Source organism: Tsukamurella sp. NPDC003166, assembly GCF_040611135.1.
Classification (GTDB): Bacteria; Actinomycetota; Actinomycetes; order Mycobacteriales; family Mycobacteriaceae; genus Tsukamurella.
On the sequence record NZ_JBEXNL010000021.1, the window covers coordinates 25894 to 46451 of the forward strand.

Here is a 20558-nt window from a genome sequence, read left to right on the forward strand (position 1 = left end):
GACTACCAGGACGCGTCGAGGTCGGCGTGCTCGCGGATCCAGGCGTGCATGGCGATGCCCGCCGCCACACCCACGTTGATCGAGCGGGTCGAGCCGAACTGGGCGATGGACACCGTCGAATCCGCGACGTGCCGTGCGCCCCCGGAGACGCCCGGGCCCTCCTGCCCGAAGAGGAGGAGGCATCGTCGGGGCAGGGAGGCGCGTTCCAGCGGCACGGAGCCCGGCAGGTTGTCGACGGCGACGATCGGCAGGCCCTCGGCCGCGCACCAGGCCGCGAGGGCGTCCGTGTCGGGGTGATGGTGCAGGTGCTGGTAGCGGTCGGTGACCATGGCGCCCCGGCGGTTCCACCGCTTGCGCCCGACGATGTGCACCGCCCGCGCGCCGAAGGCGTTCGCGGTCCGCACGACGGTGCCGATGTTGGCGTCGTGCCCCAGGTTCTCGATCGCCACGTGGAACGGGTGCCGGCGGGCGTCCAGGTCGGCGACGATCGCCTCCCGCGACCAGTACCGGTACGCGTCGACCACGTTGCGGCGGTCGCCCTCGGCGAGTAGCTGCGGGTCGTAGCGCGGGTCGTCCGGCAGCGGTTCTCCCGGATGCTCTGAAGCCCACGGCCCCAGCCCGACGGTGTGCGGTCCGGGCAGGCCCGTCACCCATTCGGTCGGCCCGAGCTCGTCGTCCTGCCCGAGCCCATCCGGGCCGGGCTCGGAGGTCACAGTCCCAGGTCGGCGAGGCCGAGCACAGACCGGTACTCGAGACCCTCCGCGGCGATGACATCGGCGGCGCCGGTCGCGCGGTCGACGACGGTCGCGACGCCGATCACCTCGGCGCCGATCTCGCGGAGCGCGCGCACCGCCGTGAGCGGCGAATTGCCGGTGGTCGTGGTGTCCTCGACGACGAGGACGCGCTTGCCCACCACATCAGGCCCCTCGACCTGGCGCTGCATGCCGTGCGCCTTCGCGGCCTTGCGGACCACGAACGCGTCGATCGGACGGCCCGGCGCGTGCATCACGGCGGTCGCGACGGGGTCAGCACCCAGGGTCAGCCCGCCGACCGCGGCGTAGTCCCAGTCCGCCGTGAGCTCGCGCAGGAGCCCACCGATGAGCGGCGAGGCCTCGTGATGCAGCGTCGCGCGGCGCAGGTCCACGTAGTAGTCCGCCTCGCGGCCGCTCGACAACGTGACCTTGCCGTGCACCACGGCGAGCTCACGGACCAGCTCGGCGAGCCGCGCCTTCGCAACCTGATCGGTCACCGTCGACCCTCCGAACGGACGGGCTCCGGCTGGCCCGGGTCGCGCGGACCACCCGAGGTGAGCACGCGGGCGTGGCCCTCCGGCGGGAGCACGCGCAGCAGGTCACCGAACCGGCGGACGGCCTCGAGCGCCTCGTCGAGGTCCTCGGGATCGTCGGTGGTCGGCATCGCGGCCAGCGTCCACTCCCCCTCGTTCCAGAGCGACTCGATGTGCTCGGGCACCTGCTCGGCGAAGGTGATCATCCGGCGGTCGGCGACGCGGCGCGCGACCTCGGCGTTGTTCGTGTACAGCACCCGCGGGCCCAGCGAGCCCAGCGGCTCCATGCCCGGCTCGGTGGGCGGGAGCGCGTTCGCGGGCCGCAGGTCCAGCAGCGCGCCGGACGACGCGCCGCGGTTGACGGCCGCGATCGTGAGCACGTCCTGCAGGTCGAAGACGTAGGCGGCGGCCCCGAAGTAGGCGCCGTGGGCCACGTCGATGATCGCGGGATCGCCGGCGACGGCCATGCCGCCGCGGTGGAACTCGTCGTGCAGCGACGGGTCCGCCGCCTTGTAGACGAATTCCCGCGACGCGGCCCAATCGGCGCGCTCGGAGTGCATGTTGGGCGAGTGGGTGCGCTCATACCAGATGAGCGCGGCTGCGAGCGCCGCGCACACCACCGCGAGGACCAGGAACACTACGTACGACATCGACACCTACAGTAGCGGGTCGACCGGGGAGTTCACCCGACCGACGGGGTACCGGCGACGGAGATCTGGCCGGAGTAGATCGCGAGCGCCGCCCTGCCGTCGGCACTCACCTGAATCATCACCACGTCACCGACCTCGATGTCGGTGAGCCTGCTGCCGTGCGTCGTGGTCACCTGGGTGGTGGGGCCGGTCTTCAGCGCGACGGTCTGCCCGCCCGGCGCGGAACGCACGGTGATGGCGTCGTCGCCGACGGTCAGGACCGCGCCGATCACCTCGCGACCGGGCGTGATGGCCACGGTCTTCGGGTCGCTCACCGGGACGCCGGCGGACTGCGCGGCGGGCAGGACGCGCCGGGAACCACCCAGCTCGGACGACACGTGCAGCGCGTAGGCGATGCCCGCACCGACCACCCCGATGCCGAGGAGGCACAGCAGAACGGCGGGCCACGGACTGCGGGAGCGGGCGTCACCACCCACGGCGACCACCTCCCTCACGTCCGTTCCGTACCATCGCGGCGCCCCGACGACACCATGCGCGAACCTATTCGGCATGGCTGAGACGCGCCTGTGAATGCGGCGAGCGAATCTCTATGACCCCCGCTAGCGTTGTCGGCGTGGGACGTCTGTGGCCGCCGCGCGACCTCACCGAGGGTGAGGCGCCGGACGCGCGCTTCACCCTCGCCAACGAGCGCACCTTCCTCGCCTGGATCCGGACCTCGCTGGGCCTGGTCGCCGCGGCGGTGGGCCTGGAGGCCTTCGCGCCGTCGGTCGCGCCGGATGCGGTGCGGACACCGCTCGTGGTGGTGCTCCTGGTCGTCGCAGCGGGGCTGGCCGGGTACGCGTTCCGACGGTGGCTGTCGGTGGAGGGCGCGATGCGCACCGGGCGCGACCTTCGCGGGTCGCCCGCGACGATCGTGCTGGCGGCCCTGATCGCGCTCGCCGGGGCCGTGCTCGCCGTCGCTATGCTGGTGACGTGAGCGCGGGCGGGGCGGGCGCACCGTCGGGCCTGGCGGCCGAGCGGACCCGGCTGGCGCGCGTACGGACCGTCGTCGCGGTGCTGATGACCTGCGCGATCGTGGCGCGCGCCGCCCTGCCGAGCCGGCCCGCGGCGGCACTGGCGTGCGTGCCGGTGGCGGCGATCGCCGTGGGCACCCGCCTGCACCGGGCCCCGCTGGGCCCGAATCGCGCGCTGGTGTTCGCGGTGCTCGTGGCCCTGCTGGCGGCCGTGGGGCTGGTCGCGGTGCGGCCCTGATCAGGCCACGTCGCGCACCCGGATCCCGACGGTGCCGTCGGCGCCCCGCCGGAGCTTGGAACCGGTCACGGTGAGCCAGCCGAGCACCCCGTACTTCTTGGCGATCTTGCCTCCGGCTTCTCCGCCGTCGAAGACCTCGCCCGTGCCCGCGACCTCGGGCCCGAAGGTCTTCTTGCCGCGGGTATCGCACGCCTGGACCAGGACCGAGGGGTTGCGCCGCAGCCGCTTGACCTTCCAGGAATCGGCGACGGTCCACACCACGAGGTCGGCGCCGTCGCGCACGGCCCAGATCGGGGTGGCGACGGGCGTGCCGTCCTTACGGAAAGTGGTCAGGAGGACGTACTTGGCGTCCGCAACATCAGCAACGCTGCTCATACACCCAGAATAACCGGCCAGGCCGCGGGCACGCTGCGCGCGATCCAGCCGGCGATCGCGGCGTTGACCTCGGCGGGCTTCTCCTCGCCCATCCAGTGCCCGGAGTCGACGATCACCTCGGTGAGGTCGGTGCACGCTTCCCGCATCGGGTCGGCGAGCCCGGTCCCGACGGTGTCCAGAGTGGCGTCGTAGCGGCCGTGCAGGAACAACGCGGGCTTGTCGATCCGGCCGCCGCCCAGCTCGGTCTTCGCATATGCCGCGTCGGCGGGGGTGTTGACATACCAGGAGTTGGGGCCGGCCATCCCGTTCCGCTCGAAGGCCGCGACGTAGACGGCGTGGTCCTCTTCGGTGAGCACCGCCGGGTCGAGCGGTAGCTGGGGCACGGGGCCGCCGCCGAACCAGCCTCCGTTGCGGGTGACCAGAGCGGTGGGCGTCGGCCCCTCGAGATGCCGGGGCTCGCCGCGGCGGAACAGCGCCGCGAACAGGCCGGGCAGGTCGCTCTCGAACTGGGCCGTCGCCTCGTCGAAGGCCTTGAGGTAGTGCACCTGGTAGTCCCATTGGCCGTACGGGTACTCCTCGGCGGGGTACTTCTCGCGGTCGATGAGGTCGAAGGGCGTCGGCCCGGTCGACGGGAAATGCGGAACGTTGAGCGCGGCCACGGCGTCGACGACCTCGGGGTGATGGGTCGCGATGTTCCACACCACCGGCCCGCCCCAGTCGTGCCCGATCCAGATCGCGCTGCTCCGGCCCAGCGCCGCGAGCAGCTCCAGCATGTCGGTCACCGCCTCCTCCCGACGGTAGGCCGTCTTCTCCGGGTGCACCGTCGACGATCCGTAGCCGCGCATGTCCGGCGCGACGCACCGGAAGCCCAGCGCACCCAGCGCGCGAAGCTGGTGCCGCCAGGTGTACCCGAGTTCGGGCCAGCCGTGCACGAACACGAGCAGCGGACCGTCGACCGGCCCGGACGCGAGGTACGCGGTGGTGTGGCGCGGGGTCCGGACGGTGTGCGGGGTGAGCGCGGTCATGAATACAGACTGACACGCGGCGCGATTCCTTGCCCCGGCGCGGCCCGCGGCCCACTATCGAGGTATGCCCCACGTGATCGTCCAGAACTGCTGCAACGACGGGTCGTGTGTGCCGGAGTGTCCGGTGGACTGCATCCACCCCACGCCCGACGAGCCGGAGTACGCCACCGCGGAGATGCTCTACATCGACCCGGACGTGTGCATCGACTGCGGCGCGTGCATCGACGCGTGCCCGGTGGGCGCGATCACCACCGACTACGAGCTGACGACGGAGATGGCGCCGTTCGAGGCGATGAACGCGGACTACTACCGGGCGGTGGGGTCATCGGCGGACCGCGATCACCCGTACGCCGATCCGCGACTCGGCCGCAAACGCCCCGCCTCGGACGCCGAGACGCTGAGTGTCGCCGTCGTGGGCGCCGGCGCCGCGGGGCACTACGTGGTGAGCGAGCTGCAGAGCCGGATCGACGTCCGCGCCGAGATCGACGTGTACGAGCGGCTGCCCGAGCCCGGCGGGCTGGTGCGCTTCGGCGTGGCGCCCGATCACGCCGATACCAAGAAGGTCCAGGAGCAGTTCGCGAAATCCCGTGTGCAGAAGGGCGTGACGACGCACCTCGGGGTGCGGGTCGGCGAGGAGGTCTCGCACGAGGATCTCGCTCGCACCCACCACGCCGTGGTCTACGCGGTGGGTTCGCTGCACGGGCGCGCGTTGGGCCTGCCGGGCGCGGACCTGCCGGGCGTGAGCGCCGCCGCGGACTTCGTGGCCTGGTACAACGGCCACCCCGACTTCGCCGGGCGCACCGTCGATCTCACGCACGAGCGGGTCGTGGTGCTGGGCAACGGGAACGTCGCGCTGGATGTCGCGCGGATCCTCACCGCCGACCCCGAGACCTTCGCCGGCACCGACATGACCGACGAGGCCGTTGCAGCCCTGCGCGATTCGCAGGTACGCGAGGTCGTGGTGCTGGGCCGGCGCGGCCCGGAGCACGCCGCGTTCACCTCGCCGGAGCTGGTGGGGCTCGCCCGCACCGTGCCGGTGGTCGTCGAACCCCGGGACCTCGTCGAGCCCTCCGACGATGCCGTCGACGACCAGGCGCGGTTCTACCGCACACAGAAACTGACGCTGCTGCAATCCCTTCCGCCGGCATCCGCGGATTCGGGCGAGCGCAGGGTGGTCCTCCGGTTCGGCACACCGCCCACCGGTATCACCTCCTCCGACGGTGCGCTGTCCGTCGCCTTCGACGACCACGGCGCGCCGGCGAGCCTGGACTGCGGCATGATACTGGCGTCGATCGGGCTGCGCGGCACGTCCGTGCCGGGCGTGCCCTACGACGAGGCGCGCGGGGTCATCCCGAACGCCGACGGTCGCGTCCTCGGGCCCGACGGCGCCGCCCTCCCCGGCGTGTACACGGCAGGGTGGAGCAAGCGCGGCCCGACGGGCGTGATCGGAACGAACCGCTTCGACGCTCGCGGCACCGTCGACGCCCTGGTGGCGGACTTCCATGCCGGGCTGCTGCACGGCGGTCGCGAGGCGTAGCGCGCCGGGGAGAACATACTCGGGCAAGTGGCGATTTCCCGACGAAGACACCCCTACGACAAGTAGCGTCGTACCTCTTCAGAAAAATACAATATAGCTGGAGGTTGCGTTGAGCGCCGAGACCACTCGAACCACCATCGCCGACGGGACCGTGCGGGACACCCCGCTTCGCGACCTGTATCAGGACTGGTCCGCCCTGATCGCGACCGGAAAGCTCGACATGCGGCTCTTCCGCAGCCTGTTCGACGAGTGGCACAAGCCCACCGTCGAGCCGGAGGGCGTGACCTACAAGGAGGAGTCCGTTGGCGGCGTGCCCGGGATCTGGGCCCTGCCGGTGGACGCAGATCCGGCCAGGGTCCTGATCTTCCTGCACGGGGGCGGTTTCGCGGTCGGCTCGGCGGCCAGCCACCGCAAACTCGCCGCGCACCTCGCCAAGGCAGCCCGTGCTCGAGCCTTCGTCGCCGACTACCGGCTCGCCCCCGAGCATCAGCACCCGGCACAGGTCGACGACGGTATCGCCATCTTCTCAGCCCTGCTCGCGGCCGGTGTCGACGCGCGGAACATCTCGACGGTGGGCGACTCCGCCGGCGCGAATCTCGCACTCGCGGTCCCCTTGGCGCTGCGGGAACGGGGGCTGCCGCTCCCCGGGCACGTGGTCGCGCTCTCGCCCTGGCTGGACATGGAGAACCAGGGCGGCACGCTCTTCACACACACCGCGGGCGACGCCCTCAACAAGGGCCCCGAACTCATGGAGATGATGATCCAGGGCGTGCTCGGCGACCACACCAGCCGCCGGCATCCACTCGCCAATCCGCTGTACGCCGACTTCGCAGGATTCCCGCCGCTGTACATCGACGTCGGGGGCGCGGAGTCGCTTCTCGATCACGCGACGCGGCTCGCCGACCGCGCGCAGGAGGCAGGGGTCGACGTCACGCTCGAGATCGCCGAGGGGCAGCAGCACGTGTACCCGCTGCTCGCGGGCCGCGACGACGAGGTCGACGCCGAGATCGCGCGGATCGGGACGTGGCTCAACACCTGAGATCCACGCCGGGCCGCCCAGCACGGGTGGCACTACAGGACGCCGACAACGGTCGGCGGTCGGCGGTCGGCAAGGCCCGTTACGCCGGCACGCCGAGAGCCCCGCCCTCCGAAGGGAGGACGGGGCCATGGGCATCACGATCGCCCGCGGGTCGTCAGCCGATGATCAGCCGGTCGCCGTCGGGCGAGAGGCTGACGTTCACCGTGTCGCCGTCGCGGACATCGCCCGCGAGCAGCGCCTTGGCGAGCTGGTCGCCGATGGCCTGCTGCACCAGACGACGCAGCGGACGCGCGCCGTAGAGCGGATCGAAGCCGTGCTCGGCGAGCCAGCCCCGGGCATCATCGGAGACCTCGAGTTCGAGGCGGCGCTGGGACAGGCGCCCCCGCAGCTGGTCCAGCTGGATGTCGACGATGCCGCCGAGCTGATCGGGGCTGAGCGCGTCGAAGATCAGCACGTCGTCGAGCCGGTTGATGAACTCCGGCTTGAACTTCGCGCGCACCGCTGCCATCACCTGCTCGGGCGTGCCGCCCGCGCCCAGGTTGGACGTGAGGATCAGGATCGTGTTGCGGAAGTCCACCGTGCGGCCCTGACCGTCGGTGAGCCGGCCCTCGTCGAGCACCTGCAGCAGCACGTCGAACACGTCCGGGTGCGCCTTCTCGACCTCGTCGAACAGCACCACCGTGTACGGACGGCGCCGGACGGCCTCGGTCAGCTGGCCGCCGGCCTCGTAGCCGACGTACCCGGGAGGCGCGCCGACGAGCCGTGCGACGGAGTGCTTCTCGCCGTACTCGGACATGTCGATGCGGACCATGGCGCGCTCGTCGTCGAAGAGGAACTCCGCGAGGCCCTTCGCCAGCTCCGTCTTACCCACGCCCGTGGGGCCGAGGAACAGGAACGAGCCGGTGGGCCGGTTCGGATCGGCGACGCCGGCGCGGGTGCGGCGCACCGCATCCGAGACGGCCTCGACCGCGGCGGTCTGGCCGATGACACGCTTGCCGATCTCGGCCTCCATGCGCAGCAGCTTCGCGGTCTCGCCCTCGAGCATGCGGCCGGCGGGGATGCCGGTCCAAGCGGAGACCACGTCTGCCACGTCGTCCGGACCGACCTCCTCCTTGAGCATGACCTCACCGTCGGACGCGGCGCCCGAGCGGGCGACGGCCTCGTCGAGTTCCTTCTCCAGCGCGGGGATCTGGCCGTACCGCAGCTCCGCGGCCCGGCCCAGGTCGCCGTCGCGCTCGGCGCGCTCCGACTCGCCCTTGAGCGTCTCGAGCTGCTCCTTGAGCGCGCGCACCGAGTCGATGGCGCCCTTCTCGTTCTGCCAGCGCGAGTTCAGTTGGGCCAGCTTCTCCTTGTGGTCGGCGAGCTCGCCGCGCAGCTTCTCCAGGCGGTCCTTCGACGCATCGTCGGACTCCTTGGACAGCGCCATCTCCTCGATCTCGAGGCGACGGACCAGGCGCTCCTCGGCGTCGATCTCCTCGGGGCGCGAGTCGATCTCCATCCGCAGGCGCGAGGCAGCCTCGTCGACGAGGTCGATCGCCTTGTCCGGCAGGAACCGTGACGTGATGTAGCGGTCCGAGAGGGACGCGGCGGCGACCAGCGCGGAATCGGTGATGCGCACGCCGTGGTGCACCTCGTAACGCTCCTTGAGGCCGCGCAGGATCCCGACGGTGTCCTCCACGCTCGGCTCGCCCACCAGCACCTGCTGGAACCGGCGCTCGAGCGCGGCATCCTTCTCGATGTACTGGCGGTACTCGTCGAGCGTGGTGGCGCCGACGAGCCGCAGCTCGCCGCGGGCCAGCATCGGCTTGATCATGTTGCCCGCGTCCATCGCGGAATCGCCGGTGGCGCCGGCCCCCACGATGGTGTGCAGCTCGTCGATGAAGGTGATGATCTGCCCGGCCGAGTCCTTGATCTCGTCGAGCACGGCCTTGAGCCGCTCCTCGAACTCGCCGCGGTACTTCGCGCCGGCGACCATCGCGCCGAGATCCAGTGAGATCACGGTCTTGCCGCGCAGGGACTCCGGCACGTCACCGTCGATGACACGCTGCGCGAGGCCCTCGACGATGGCCGTCTTGCCGACGCCGGGCTCGCCGATGAGCACCGGGTTGTTCTTGGTGCGGCGGCTGAGCACCTGCACCACACGACGGATCTCGTTGTCGCGCCCGATGACCGGGTCGAGCTTGCCCTCACGGGCCCGCGCAGTGAGGTCGGTCGAGTACTTCTCGAGCGCCTGGTACTGGCCCTCGGGGTTCTCGTTGGTGACCTTCGCGCTGCCGCGAACCGCGGTGAAGGCGTCGCGGATGGCCTGCGGATTCGCGCCGGCATTGCCGAGGACCTGCGCGGCCTCGCCGCCGGCCTCCGCGAGGCCGTACAGGACGTGCTCGGTGGAGACGAACTGGTCGCCCATCTCGGTCGCGAGCTTCTGCGCGGCACTGATGGACGCGATCGACTCGCGGCTGAGCTGCGGCTGCGTGGTGGAGCCGCTGGCCTTGGGCTTGCGGTCCACGAGCTCCTGTGCGCGGTTGCGCACGGTGACGGGGTCCACGCCGACGGCCTTGAGCAGTGGCGCGGCGATCCCATCGGTCTGGTCGAGCAACGCCACCAGCAGGTGCGCCGGAGAGATCTCCGGGTTGCCCGCGGACGACGCCGCTTGCAGGGCCGAGGTCAGCGCGGCCTGCGTCTTGGTGGTGGGGTTGAACGAATCCACTTACTGGACCTCCTGCGGTCGAAACGGAACATGTCGTGCAACCTGAGCGCTATCCACTCAAGTATGCCTACTGACATGTTCAACCGCCATAGCCTTGAGTCTGTTCCACTCAAGTCGAGCCTCGACCGTGATCCCCATCACTCTTCCAGCGACTGGCGGCGCCGAACGGGAAGGGCCCGGAGTCCGCCTCGATCACCGCCGTCACCCGGTCGTGCGCGGGCTCAGCGGAATCGAAGTACGCGAGCAGCGCACTGGTATCGACGATCACTCGCCGAATCCGTCCAGCAGCTCATCCACCCGCTCGGCGATCGGCTCGCGCCCGACGAACAGACCACTCGGCCGCGGGGGCCGCCGGCGTGGCCGCGCGGATGGCGCGCCGAATGACCTCCGCCTCCGGAATCGATGCTCGACACGCCTCGATCTCGACGGCCCGCTTCAGGTCGTCGGGGACGCACAGCGTGGTCTTCACCATGTCACATATGGTATGGCCAGTGGCACCGTCAGGCCAGGGCGGCGACGCGCTCCGCGAGCTTCTGATGGGTCGCGGCATCGGGGTGGCCGTCAGCGCTGGACCCGTACACCCAGCCCTCGCTGAGCGGGGAGATGACGGACACCGTCGGATCGACGGACCGGGCCGCGCCCACGATGGCGGCCTCCGTGGCGCGAGCGTCGGGGCCGCTGCCGCGGACCGTCGGGAACACCGTGATCAGCGCGACCCTGGCGTTCGGCGCCTGTCGGCGCACCGTCGTGATGACCTGCCGCACCTGGGCGTCGATCGCGGACGTCGACGCGCCGACGTCATTGGACCCCGCCTGCACCACGACGAGCGACGGATCATGCGCGGGCAGGTTCGCGGCCTGCGTGAGCCCGGCGATCGCACCGTCGTTGTACCCGGCGCCGCTGCGCGCGCTGAGATACACCGAGCGGCCGGCGATGGCGCTGATCATCCGCGGGTAGGCCACGACGCCGGCCACCTCGTACCCCGTCGAGATCGACGCGCCGATCACCACGATCGGGCGCCCGTCGGCGCCCTGCGCGGCGGGCACGGCGACGACCGGCGCCGCGCCCACGGACGCCACAAGGACACCGATCCCGACGATCACCCCGAAACGCGACACGCTCATGCCGACATCTTGACACAACAGAAGTCACATGCATAACTTCCGCAACTCTTGTTGCGCAGAGGCGGGCCCCGTCGGACGCGCACGGTGATTCAGGCGAGTGCGGAAACCCGCTCGGCGAGGCGCTCGTGCGCGGCGATGCCGGGGTGACCGTCGGCGGACGCGCGGTAGCGCCACCCCTCGTTCAGCGGCGAGATGACGGCGACGGAGGGGTCGACCGCCCGCGCAGCGCCGACGATCGCGGCGTCGGTGCTGCGGGCCGCGGCCCCGTTGTGGATGGACGGGAACACGGTGACCACGGCGATCCTGGCGCCGGGCGCCTGCCGGCGCACCGTCGACACGACCTGCCGCACCTGCCCGGCGACGACGCCGGGCGACGCGCCCACGTCGTTGGTGCCGGCCTGCAACACCACCAGCGACGGATTCGTGCGCGGGAGGTCGGCGGCGCGGGTGAGCTGGGCCATCGATCCGTCCGCGTAGCCGGCGCCGCTGCGGGCACTGACCAGGACGGGACGGTCCGAGATCGCCCGGACCTGGCGCGGGTAGGCGTCGACGCTCGGGACCTCCTTGCCGGCCGAGACCGACGCGCCGATCACGACGACCGGGCGACTGTCCGCGGCCGACTGGATGCGCGGCGCGGTTCGACCTCCGGCAGGGGCGAGGCGGGGCGCCACCCGGACCATGGGCTTCGCCAGGGCGACGGGCTTCGCGAGCGCGATGCGCTGCGTGGCCACCGGCTGCGCGCCGCTCGTGTTCGCGGAGCCGCCGTGCCCTGCGCCGGGGTCCGCCGACGCGGCCGCGATGGCGAACGGGGCGAACGCGATGCCCGCGCCGAGCGCGATACCGTATCCGAATCGACGCAGGTGATGACGGTTCCGCGGTGCGGCCATGGCAGCGGGCCCTTCTCTCGAGCTCGGTGGATCGTGGTGGCGATCCGGCTCGCGGCTCGCACAGGACGAACCCGCGGCGTGCTGCCGCGGGCTCCTGCAAGGAATCTACTCGATCGCCGGCGACCCGGCCCGCCTCGACGCGTGTGATCCGCGTCCGACTCCCGGCATGCGCTTGCACGTAGAATGGTCGGGTCAGGTACGGGTTCCGACGGGCAGGAGCGGACGCGAGGTGGGTTCGCATTCACGGCACGGTCTGGCGCAGATCGCCGCCGACATCCGCCCCGAGGCCGACAAGTTCACCAAGAACCTGTTCGCCCGGCTCTTCGCGATGGATCCGTCGCTGCGGGACCTGTTCCCCGCCAGCATGACGGCGCATCGGGCCGTGTTCCACCGGGTGCTCGACCACGTCTTCACCGCGATCCCGCGGACCGAGGGCCACGACGAGCTGATCGAGTTCCTCGCACAGCTCGGCCGCGACCACCGCAAGTACGGGCTCACCGAGGCGAACTACGACACGATGACCGACGCGCTCATCGCGGAGGTGCAGGCGGTCTACCGTCCGCACGGCGGGTTGGATCCCGAAGACGCCGAGGTGCTCGAGCAGGGCGTGCGGCTGCTGACGGGCGTGATGCGCGGCGGCGCCCACTCCGATCCCACGCCCGCCCGCCGCACGGGCCGCGTCGTCGAGGTGCTCCGTCCGCACCCCGGGCTCGCCGTCGTGCGGCTCGTCACCGACGAGCCCCTCCTGTTCCGGCCCGGCCAGTACGTGGAGACGCAGATCCCGCAGGTCCCGCGGCAGTGGCGCCCCCTCTCGATCGCGGTGCCGCCGAACACGCAGGGGCAGGTCGAGTTCCACATCCGGTCGGTCAACGGCGGGTACGTCTCGAGCACCGTCTTCGCCGAGACCCGCATCGGGGACCAGTGGCACTTCGGGCAGGTCCACGGGCTCCTCCGGCCCGACGGTGACCGTCCGGTCACCATGATCGCCGGGGGTACGGGCCTCGCGCCGATGAAATCGATCCTGCTCGCCATGGGCATGAACGCCGACAACCCCGACGTGCACCTCCTGGTGGGGGCACGATCGCCGGGCTTGCTCTACGACTCGGATTCGCTCGCGCCGCTCGCTGCCACCAATCCGTGGCTGAAAGTCACGCAGGTGACCGATGCACGTCGAGATCCCTGGTGGCTCAAGCGTCCCGCCACCGCCTACCGCGGCCTGCCCTTGCGGCACGGCTCGCTGGTCGACGCCATGGCCGACCTCGACCTCGCCGGGCGGCAGGTGCTGATCGCGGGCCCCAAGGGCCTGCTGCGGGCCGCCCGCGACGCGGCCATCGCGCGCGGCGCCGCCCCGGAGGACGTGCTGCACGACCCGCTATGACACGAGAAGCCCGCTCCCTGGCGGGAGCGGGCCGGTCGGGTCGGCGGCTCAGCGCTGGCGGCGGCTCCGGGGTTGCCAGACCACCATGGCAGAGGATTTCGGCACGTGCACCAGCTCGGTGCCGGTGCGGTGCGCGGTCTCGACTTGAGCGGTGAGCTCCTCCACGCGGCGCTGCAGCGCGTCGACCTGGTTGGTGAGATCGATGATCCGCTTGATGCCGGCGAGGTTCACGCCCTCGTCCTGCGAGAGCCGCTGCACCTCACGCAGCAGGTCGACGTCCCGCGTGGAGTAGCGCCGACCCCCGCCCGCCGACCGCTCGGGCGTGACGAGCCCGAGGCGGTCGTACGTGCGGAGGGTCTGCGCGTGCATCCCCGCGAGCTGCGCGGCCACCGAGATCATGAACACGTGCGCGTCCGGATCGTCGGGGAACCGCTTGTCGGCGTTCATCGTCACGCCCCCGAACCGCTCGCGCCGCCCGCCGCACCGGCCCAGCCACTGCGCGGATCGAATCCACTCGCCCGCTCGGCCTCGGTGTAGGCGCGCAGCGCCTCCTGGGCCCGATCGTCGAGCGACGACGGAACCGCCACCTGTACCTTGACGAGCAGGTCGCCCTGACCGCCGGACCGCTTGGGCACACCCCGACCGCGCACCCGCAGGGTGCGGCCGTCGGTGGTACCCGCCGGGATCTTCACACCCACGGACTGCGTCAGCGTCGGTACCGTGACGGTGGCGCCCAGCGCCAGCTCCGAGAAGCTGACGGGCAGGGTGACCAGGAGGTCGTCTCCGTTGCGACTGAAGACCTCGTCGGCCTTCACGTGCACGGTCACGAACAGATCGCCCGACGGTGCCCCGCGCATGCCCGCCTGTCCCTGGCCGGCCAGGCGGATGCGCTGGCCGTCCTTGACGCCGGGCGGGATCTTGACGTTCACCGTGCGGGTGCGCACGGTGACGCCGGTGCCGTTGCAGTCGGTGCAGGGGTCGTCGATCACCGAGCCGGTGCCACGGCAGTCCGGGCACGGCTCGGAGAAGCTGAACGCCCCCTGGTTCCGGCTCACGAGCCCGGAACCGTTGCAGGACTGACACACCCGCGGACTGGTGCCCGGCTTGGCGCCGGAACCGTGACAGGTGGTGCACGGCGACGGCGAGGTCAGCGTGATCGGCGTGGTCACGCCGAGCGTCGCATCCCGGAAACCGAGCGTGATCTCCGACTCGAGATCGCTGCCCCGGCGGGGCCGCGTGGCCTGAGGGCCGGGCCCGCCCTGCGCCGCGCCGCCGCGGTTGAAGAGGCCCTCGAAGATGTCTCCGAAGCCCCCGCCACCGCCGTTACCCGAGGCGGCACCGTCGAAGATGTCCGAGAAGGAGAAGCCTCCCGAACCGCCCCCGGCGTTGCCGAAGCCTCCGGTGCCGAAACCGCCTGCGCCGCCGCCGTAGCCGCCCGACCCGCCGGAACCGAAGCGACCGCCGCCGAACAGGCGCCGTGTCTCGTCGTACTCCTTGCGCTTGGCCGGGTCGGACAGCACGGCGTGCGCCTCCGAGACCCGCTTGAACCGCTCCTCGGCCTGCGTGTTGCCCGGATTCGCGTCCGGATGCAGCTCACGGGCCAGCTTGCGGTAGGCCTTCTTGATCTCGTCCGCGGTCGCGCCGGAGCTGACGCCCAGCTCCTTGTAGAAGTCCTGTTCGACCCATTCCCTCTGTGCCACTGGGCATCACCTCCTTTCTATGAGTCGCCCTGTGCGGGCTCACCCGGCGCATCGGCCGGACGGTCCGTCACGGCGACCATCGCGTTGCGGATCACCTTGCCATCGATCTGATATCCCTGGCGCAGCACCGTCCCCACAACGGGATCGGCACCGTCACCCTCGTGCTGCACGGCCTCGTGGATCGACGGGTCGAACTCGTCGCCCTCGGCGCCGAAGGGCTCGAGACCGAGTCCCTTGAGCACCCCGTCGAGCTTGTCGGACAGCGACTTCAGCGGCCCGGCCTCGAGGTCGCCATGACTGCGGGCCCGGTCCAGATCGTCGAGGACCACGAGCAGCTCACCCACGACGAAGGCCTTGCCCGCGGCGCGGGCGTCGACGACCTCGCGCGCGGTGCGCTTGCGGTAGTTGGCGAACTCCGCCGAGACGCGCTGCAGATCGGCGGTGAGTTCCGCCTCCTTGCTCGACGGCGCCCCGTCCACGACCTCGGCCTGCGCCGCGTCGTCCGGCCCGGCCGGGGCCGCGGCGGACTCCTCCGCCACGGCCTCGGGGGTCACCTCGTCCGGTTCCACCGGATTCTCGGGGCTCGTCATTACTTGGCGTCCTTCGGATCCTCGTCGACGACCTCGGCGTCCACGACACCGTCGTCCTGCTGAGCGCCGGCCGCGGCACCGTCGGCCTCGGCACCGGCCGCGGCGTAGATCGCCTGGCCCAGAGCCTGGGACTCGGTCGACAGCTTCTCGACGGCAGTCTTGACCGCGGCGATGTCGGTGCCCTGCAGCGCCTCGTTCGCCTCCTTGATCGCAGCCTCGACCTTCTCCTTGTTCTCGGCCGGGACCTTGTCCTCGTTCTCCTTGAGGAACTTCTCGGTCTGGTTGACCAGCGACTCGGCCTGGTTGCGGGTCTCCGCCTCCTCGCGACGAGCCTTGTCCTCCGCGGCGTGCGCCTCGGCGTCCTTGATCATCCGGTCGATCTCCTCCTGCGACAGGCCACTGCCGTCGGAGATCTTGATGGTGTTCTCCTTGCCGGTGCCCTTGTCCTTCGCGGTCACGTGCACGATGCCGTTGGCGTCGATGTCGAAGGTGACCTCGATCTGCGGCACGCCGCGCGGAGCCGGCGCGATGCCGGTCAGCTCGAAGCTGCCGAGCAGCTTGTTGTGCGCGGCGATCTCACGCTCGCCCTGGAACACCTGGATCTGCACCGACGGCTGGTTGTCGTCGGCCGTGGTGAAGGTCTCGGACCGCTTGGTGGGGATGGTGGTGTTGCGCTCGATGAGCTTGGTCATCACGCCGCCCTTGGTCTCGATGCCCAGCGACAGCGGGGTGACGTCGAGCAGCAGCACGTCCTTGACCTCGCCGCGCAGCACGCCGGCCTGCAGCGCGGCGCCGACGGCGACGACCTCGTCCGGGTTGACGCCCTTGTTGGGCTCCTGGCCGCCGGTGAGCTCCTTGACCAGCTCGGTCACGGCGGGCATACGGGTGGAGCCGCCGACGAGCACGACGTGGTCGATGTCGCCCACGGCGATGCCGGCGTCCTTGATGACCGCCTGGAAGGGCTTGCGGGTGCGCTCCAGCAGATCGCCCGTGATCTTCTGGAACTCGCTGCGCGAGAGGTTCTCGTCGAGGAAGAGCGGGTTCTTGTCCGCGTCCACCGTGATGTACGGCAGGTTGATCGACGTGCTCTGGCCCGAGCTCAGCTCGATCTTCGCCTTCTCGGCGGCCTCGCGCAGACGCTGCATGGCCATCTTGTCCTTGGTCAGGTCGATGCCGTGCTGCGCCTTGAACTTCTCGACGAGCCAGTCGACGATGCGCTGATCCCAGTCGTCACCGCCGAGGTTGTTGTCGCCGGAGGTCGCGCGGACCTCGACGACGCCGTCGCCGATCTCCAGCAGCGAGACGTCGAAGGTGCCGCCACCGAGGTCGAAGACCAGGATGGTCTGCTCCTTCTCACCCTTGTCCAGGCCGTACGCGAGCGCGGCGGCGGTGGGCTCGTTGACGATGCGGAGCACGTTCAGGCCCGCGATCTGGCCGGCCTCCTTGGTGGCCTGGCGCTGCGCGTCGTTGAAGTAGGCGGGCACCGTGACGACGGCGTCGGTGACGTCCTCGCCCAGGTACGCCTCGGCGTCGCGCTTGAGCTTCATCAGCGTGCGGGCGCTGATCTCCTGGCTGGTGTAGTCCTTGTCGTCGATCTTCTGCGTCCACTCCGTACCGATGTGGCGCTTGACCGAGCGGATGGTGCGGTCGACGTTCGTGACGGCCTGGTTCTTGGCGGGCTGACCCACCAGCACCTCACCGTTGCGCGCGAAGGCCACCACCGACGGGGTGGTCCGCGAGCCCTCGGCGTTCGCGATCACGACCGCCTCGCCGCCCTCGAGGACAGCGACGCACGAGTTGGTGGTGCCGAGGTCGATGCCTACTGCACGTCCCATATTGATTTGCCTCCTGATTGCCGGCCGCGTGCGGCCGATGGTTACTTCCTGCTGACAAGACTTCAGCGCCCCCGACTCAAGGAGCGAACACCTCAGTTCTACCCCATTGAGCGAAGCACGCTCAAGTAGTACGTCATGTCCAACGGGCGGATGGACGGGAATGTTCCCCGTTTCGCGAGAAAGTTGAGCCCATTCCGCGCAAGTCTTGTTTCTGCAGGTCAGAGGGCTCGACGATGCACTGTGACCTCACTCACAGTTCGCGTCGCACGACGGACGCGACAGCGGGCGGGCCGCCGAAGCGACCCGCCCGCACCGTCGAACCTGTTACGCAGCGACCTGAGCGCCCTCCGTCACCGGCTCCAGTGCCAGCGCGACGATCTCCGCCACGTCGACCATCGGCTTCACCTCGAGCGCATCCAGCACCTCGGCCGGGACGTCGTCGAGGTCGGTCTCGTTGCGCTGGGGCACGAAGACCGTCTTCAGTCCGTTGCGCTGCGCGGCCAGCAGCTTCTGCTTGACGCCGCCGATGGGCAGCACCCGACCGTTCAGCGTGACCTCGCCGGTCATCCCGACATCGCTGCGCACGCGGCGCCCCGTCAACATGGACACCAGCGCGGTGACCATCGTGACGCCCGCCGACGGGCCGTCCTTGGGGACGGCGCCGGCCGGGAAGTGGATGTGCACCGTGCCGGTCAGCGCGGTCGGCTCGATACCGAAGTCGGCGGCGTGCGCCTGCACGTACGACAGGGCGATCTGCGCCGACTCCTTCATCACGTCGCCCAGCTGGCCCGTCAGCTTCAGCTCGGGCCCGGAATCGCCGGGCGTGTGCAGCGCCTCGATGAACAGGACGTCGCCGCCCATACCGGTCACGGCCAGACCCGTCGCCACGCCCGGGACCTCGGTCCGCTCGGCAGTCTCCGGGGTGAACCGGGGCCGGCCCAGGTAGCCGACGAGCGAGTCCACATCGACGACGATGCGCTCGGCACCGTCGGACTGCTCGACGGCCACCTTGCGGAGGGCCTTGGCGAGCAGCCGCTCGAACTGCCGGACGCCGGGCTCGCGGGTGTAGTTCGCCGCGATCTCGCGCAGGGCGTCGTCGGTGACGGTCACCTCGTCGGCGGTCAGGGCCGCGCGCTCGAGCTGCCGCGGGACCAGGTAGTCCCGCGCGATCGCGACCTTGTCGTCCTCCGTGTACCCGTCGATGGTGACGAGCTCCATCCGGTCGAGCAGGGCCGACGGGATGTTCTCGACCACGTTGGCCGTCGCCAGGAAGACCACGTCGGACAGGTCCAGGTCGAGGTCGAGGTAGTGGTCGCGGAAGGTGTGGTTCTGAGCCGGGTCGAGTACCTCGAGCAGCGCCGCCGCGGGATCGCCGCGGTAGTCGGAGCCCACCTTGTCGATCTCGTCCAGCAGCACAACGGGATTCATCGATCCCGCCTCGCCGATCGCGCGCACGATCCGGCCGGGCAGCGCACCCACGTAGGTCCGACGGTGGCCGCGGATCTCCGCCTCGTCGCGCACGCCGCCGAGGGCCACGCGCACGAACTTCCGGCCGAGGGCACGCGCGACGGACTCGCCCAGCGAGGTCTTGCCCACGCCGGGAGGACCGGCGAGCACCATGACGGCGCCCGACCCGCGGCCACCGACCACGGACATCCCGCGCTCCGCCCGCCGCGTCCGGACGGCCAGGTACTCGACGATGCGGTCCTTCACGTCGTCCAGGCCGTGGTGGTCGGCGTCGAGGATCGCGCGGGCGCCCTTGAGGTCGCTCGCATCCTCGGTCACCGTGTTCCACGGCAGGTCGAGCACGGTGTCGAGCCAGGTCCGGATCCAGCCCGCCTCGGGGCTCTGGTCGGTGCCGCGCTCGAGCTTGGCGACCTCACGCAGCGCGGCCTCGCGGACCGTCGAGGGCAGGTCTGCGGCCTCCACGCGGGCGCGGTAGTCGTCCGAGCCCTCGGGCTCACCCTCGCCGAGTTCCTTGCGGATCGCGTTCAGCTGCTGACGGAGCAGGAACTCCTTCTGCTGCTTCTCCATACCCTCGCGCACATCCGAGGCGATCTTGTCGCTGACCTCGGTCTCGGCGAGGTGCTCACCGGTCCAGTCGATGAGCCGCTGCAACCGCTCGTCGACGTCGCCGGTCTCCAGCAGCTCACGCTTCTGCTCGTTGGTCAGCCACGAGGAGTAACCGGACGTGTCGGCGAGGGCCGCGGGATCGGTGAGCTTGTTGACCGCGTCGATGAGCTGCCACGCCTCACGGCGCTGCAGCATCGCGAGCACGACCTTGCGGTACTCGGCCGCCAGCTCCTTGGTGCGCTCGGTGACGGGCGAGTCCTCGATGAGGTCGACCTCCACCCACAGCGCCGCACCCGGGCCGGTGGTGCCCGACCCGATGTGGGCGCGCTGCTCGCCGCGGAGCACCGCGACGAACTCGGACTGCCCCTGCACACGGCCGACCTGCACGATCGACGCGACGACGCCGTGCGTGGGGTAACCGTCGCCCTGCCGTGGGGCGATGAGGAGCTTGCCGCGCTCGCTGGCGCGGCCGGCATCGACGGCGGCCTGCGCGGCATCGTCGAGCGTGATCGGGACGACCATGCCGGGCAGCACCACGAGGTCGGGAACGAAGAGAACGGGCAGAGTCATCTGCTCAGACATGGGACCTCCAAAGTTCAGTCTGCCCCGCTCAACGTCGGCGCCGGCCCGGGTTGTTCCGCGCGTTCGCCGTCGGCGAAAGCGCGCCGGGACAGCCCCTTTGAGCGATGGGCGGGCGGCCACAAAAATGTCCGGTCATTCCTTCTCATCATCGTGAGAAGGAATGACCGGACATTCAGCCGGGCGTCACGCGGCCACCGGCTCGCGTTCGGGGCGCGCCTCGTGCTCCGCTGCGCTTCCCCCGATCAGGCGGCCACGGGCTCCCGCTCGGGGCGCGCCTCGTGCTCGCCCCCTTCGTGCTCCCTACCCACCTCGAAGCGCAGCAGCCGCCGCGCGTTGGCCACGACGATGAGCGTCGAGCGCTCGTGGATGAAGACCACCGGCCCCATCGGCATGCCGAAGAAGGTGACGGTCACCAAGAAGACGACGATGCCGAGCGCGGCGATGAGGTTCTGCCGGATGATCCGGCTGGTCCGCCGGCTCAGCCGCACCGCGAACGCCCTGCGCTCATGTCTTGAGCGCA

19 protein-coding genes and 1 pseudogene are annotated in these 20558 nt (G+C 70.8%); 5 read left to right on the forward strand and 15 right to left on the reverse strand.

The features are described 5' to 3' along the window. Positions 1-2: 2 nt before the first annotated feature. From ABZX10_RS19490 to ABZX10_RS19505, 4 genes are read right to left on the reverse strand one after another with little or no spacing between them, the layout of a single operon-like run. Positions 3-650, reverse strand: coding sequence for an RNA methyltransferase (locus ABZX10_RS19490; protein ID WP_355543864.1), 648 nt, complete (start codon positions 648-650; stop codon positions 3-5). A gap of 59 nt (positions 651-709) precedes the next feature. Continuing rightward, positions 710-1249, reverse strand: a complete 540-nt coding sequence (gene pyrE / locus ABZX10_RS19495) for an orotate phosphoribosyltransferase (protein WP_355543713.1) — start codon at positions 1247-1249, stop codon at positions 710-712. Next, positions 1246-1935, reverse strand: coding sequence for a hypothetical protein (locus tag ABZX10_RS19500; RefSeq protein WP_355543716.1), 690 nt, complete (start codon positions 1933-1935; stop codon positions 1246-1248). The genes pyrE and ABZX10_RS19500 overlap by 4 nt, the downstream gene beginning before the upstream one ends. Before the next feature lie 32 nt (positions 1936-1967). Then, positions 1968-2429, reverse strand: coding sequence for a hypothetical protein (locus tag ABZX10_RS19505; protein ID WP_355543719.1), 462 nt, complete (start codon positions 2427-2429; stop codon positions 1968-1970). 95 nt (positions 2430-2524) lie between these two features. On the opposite strand from ABZX10_RS19505, the gene ABZX10_RS19510 reads away from it, so the two are divergent. After that, on the forward strand, positions 2525-2911 hold the full coding sequence (locus ABZX10_RS19510) for a DUF202 domain-containing protein (RefSeq protein WP_355543722.1): 387 nt from the start codon (positions 2525-2527) through the stop codon (positions 2909-2911). Then, entirely contained in the window at positions 2908-3186 is a 279-nt protein-coding gene (locus ABZX10_RS19515; protein WP_355543725.1) for a hypothetical protein, read from the forward strand. The genes ABZX10_RS19510 and ABZX10_RS19515 overlap by 4 nt, the downstream gene beginning before the upstream one ends. On the opposite strand, the gene ABZX10_RS19520 is transcribed toward ABZX10_RS19515, so the two are convergent. After that, entirely contained in the window at positions 3187-3561 is a 375-nt protein-coding gene (locus tag ABZX10_RS19520; RefSeq protein WP_355543728.1) for a PPOX class F420-dependent oxidoreductase, read from the reverse strand. Beyond that, entirely contained in the window at positions 3558-4586 is a 1029-nt protein-coding gene (locus ABZX10_RS19525) for an alpha/beta hydrolase (RefSeq protein WP_355543731.1), read from the reverse strand. The genes ABZX10_RS19520 and ABZX10_RS19525 overlap by 4 nt, the downstream gene beginning before the upstream one ends. Positions 4587-4650: 64 nt before the next feature. Here ABZX10_RS19525 and ABZX10_RS19530 point away from each other — a divergent pair, with 64 nt between their 5' ends. Both ABZX10_RS19530 and ABZX10_RS19535 read left to right on the forward strand, forming a co-directional pair. Further along, entirely contained in the window at positions 4651-6123 is a 1473-nt protein-coding gene (locus ABZX10_RS19530; protein WP_355543734.1) for a 4Fe-4S binding protein, read from the forward strand. Positions 6124-6232: 109 nt separating this feature from the next. Further along, entirely contained in the window at positions 6233-7162 is a 930-nt protein-coding gene (locus tag ABZX10_RS19535) for an alpha/beta hydrolase (protein WP_355543737.1), read from the forward strand. 154 nt (positions 7163-7316) lie between these two features. Here the strand turns inward: ABZX10_RS19535 and clpB are convergent, their stop codons facing one another. From clpB to ABZX10_RS19550, 3 genes are all read right to left on the reverse strand, one after another. Then, positions 7317-9869 (reverse strand): ATP-dependent chaperone ClpB, encoded by a 2553-nt coding sequence (gene clpB, locus ABZX10_RS19540; protein WP_355543740.1) that lies wholly within the window; start codon positions 9867-9869, stop codon positions 7317-7319. Positions 9870-10369: 500 nt separating this feature from the next. Continuing rightward, complete coding sequence (locus ABZX10_RS19545) at positions 10370-10993, reverse strand: SGNH/GDSL hydrolase family protein (protein ID WP_355543743.1); 624 nt, start codon at positions 10991-10993, stop codon at positions 10370-10372. Between the two features lie 89 nt (positions 10994-11082). After that, positions 11083-11880, reverse strand: a complete 798-nt coding sequence (locus tag ABZX10_RS19550; RefSeq protein WP_355543746.1) for an SGNH/GDSL hydrolase family protein — start codon at positions 11878-11880, stop codon at positions 11083-11085. Between the two features lie 229 nt (positions 11881-12109). Between ABZX10_RS19550 and ABZX10_RS19555 the strand changes: the two genes are divergently transcribed. After that, positions 12110-13258: an FAD-binding oxidoreductase gene (locus tag ABZX10_RS19555; protein WP_355543749.1), complete on the forward strand. Its 1149-nt coding sequence runs from the start codon at positions 12110-12112 to the stop codon at positions 13256-13258. A 48-nt stretch (positions 13259-13306) separates the two neighbouring features. On the opposite strand, the gene ABZX10_RS19560 is transcribed toward ABZX10_RS19555, so the two are convergent. From ABZX10_RS19560 to ABZX10_RS19585, 6 genes and pseudogenes are all read right to left on the reverse strand, one after another. Continuing rightward, positions 13307-13705, reverse strand: a complete 399-nt coding sequence (locus tag ABZX10_RS19560) for a helix-turn-helix transcriptional regulator (RefSeq protein ID WP_355543867.1) — start codon at positions 13703-13705, stop codon at positions 13307-13309. A 2-nt stretch (positions 13706-13707) separates the two neighbouring features. After that, positions 13708-14958 (reverse strand): molecular chaperone DnaJ, encoded by a 1251-nt coding sequence (gene dnaJ / locus ABZX10_RS19565; RefSeq protein WP_355543752.1) that lies wholly within the window; start codon positions 14956-14958, stop codon positions 13708-13710. Positions 14959-14975: 17 nt separating this feature from the next. Further along, on the reverse strand, positions 14976-15548 hold the full coding sequence (gene grpE / locus ABZX10_RS19570) for a nucleotide exchange factor GrpE (RefSeq protein ID WP_355543755.1): 573 nt from the start codon (positions 15546-15548) through the stop codon (positions 14976-14978). Beyond that, positions 15548-17383, reverse strand: a complete 1836-nt coding sequence (gene dnaK, locus ABZX10_RS19575; RefSeq protein ID WP_355543758.1) for a molecular chaperone DnaK — start codon at positions 17381-17383, stop codon at positions 15548-15550. The genes grpE and dnaK overlap by 1 nt, the downstream gene beginning before the upstream one ends. A gap of 324 nt (positions 17384-17707) precedes the next feature. After that, entirely contained in the window at positions 17708-20038 is a 2331-nt protein-coding gene (lon, locus tag ABZX10_RS19580) for an endopeptidase La (RefSeq protein WP_355543761.1), read from the reverse strand. 242 nt (positions 20039-20280) lie between these two features. Further along, positions 20281-20532: pseudogene (locus ABZX10_RS19585) on the reverse strand (heavy metal translocating P-type ATPase); the annotation flags it as partial. Positions 20533-20558 lie beyond the last annotated feature (26 nt).

Bases quoted from the DNA above. Each gene is read 5' to 3' on its own strand.
- ABZX10_RS19545 (WP_355543743.1), bottom strand. From the start codon at position 10,993: ATGAGCGTGTCGCGTTTCGGGGTGATCGTCGGGATCGGTGTCCTTGTG.
- grpE (WP_355543755.1), bottom strand. From the start codon at position 15,548: ATGACGAGCCCCGAGAATCCGGTGGAACCGGACGAGGTGACCCCCGAG.
- ABZX10_RS19560 (WP_355543867.1), bottom strand. From the start codon at position 13,705: ATGAACGCCGACAAGCGGTTCCCCGACGATCCGGACGCGCACGTGTTC.
- ABZX10_RS19520 (WP_355543728.1), bottom strand. From the start codon at position 3,561: ATGAGCAGCGTTGCTGATGTTGCGGACGCCAAGTACGTCCTCCTGACC.
- ABZX10_RS19525 (WP_355543731.1), bottom strand. From the start codon at position 4,586: ATGACCGCGCTCACCCCGCACACCGTCCGGACCCCGCGCCACACCACC.
- ABZX10_RS19510 (WP_355543722.1), top strand. From the start codon at position 2,525: ATGACCCCCGCTAGCGTTGTCGGCGTGGGACGTCTGTGGCCGCCGCGC.
- ABZX10_RS19500 (WP_355543716.1), bottom strand. From the start codon at position 1,935: ATGTCGTACGTAGTGTTCCTGGTCCTCGCGGTGGTGTGCGCGGCGCTC.
- dnaK (WP_355543758.1), bottom strand. From the start codon at position 17,383: ATGGGACGTGCAGTAGGCATCGACCTCGGCACCACCAACTCGTGCGTC.
- lon (WP_355543761.1), bottom strand. From the start codon at position 20,038: ATGTCTGAGCAGATGACTCTGCCCGTTCTCTTCGTTCCCGACCTCGTG.
- ABZX10_RS19550 (WP_355543746.1), bottom strand. From the start codon at position 11,880: ATGGCCGCACCGCGGAACCGTCATCACCTGCGTCGATTCGGATACGGT.
- ABZX10_RS19530 (WP_355543734.1), top strand. From the start codon at position 4,651: ATGCCCCACGTGATCGTCCAGAACTGCTGCAACGACGGGTCGTGTGTG.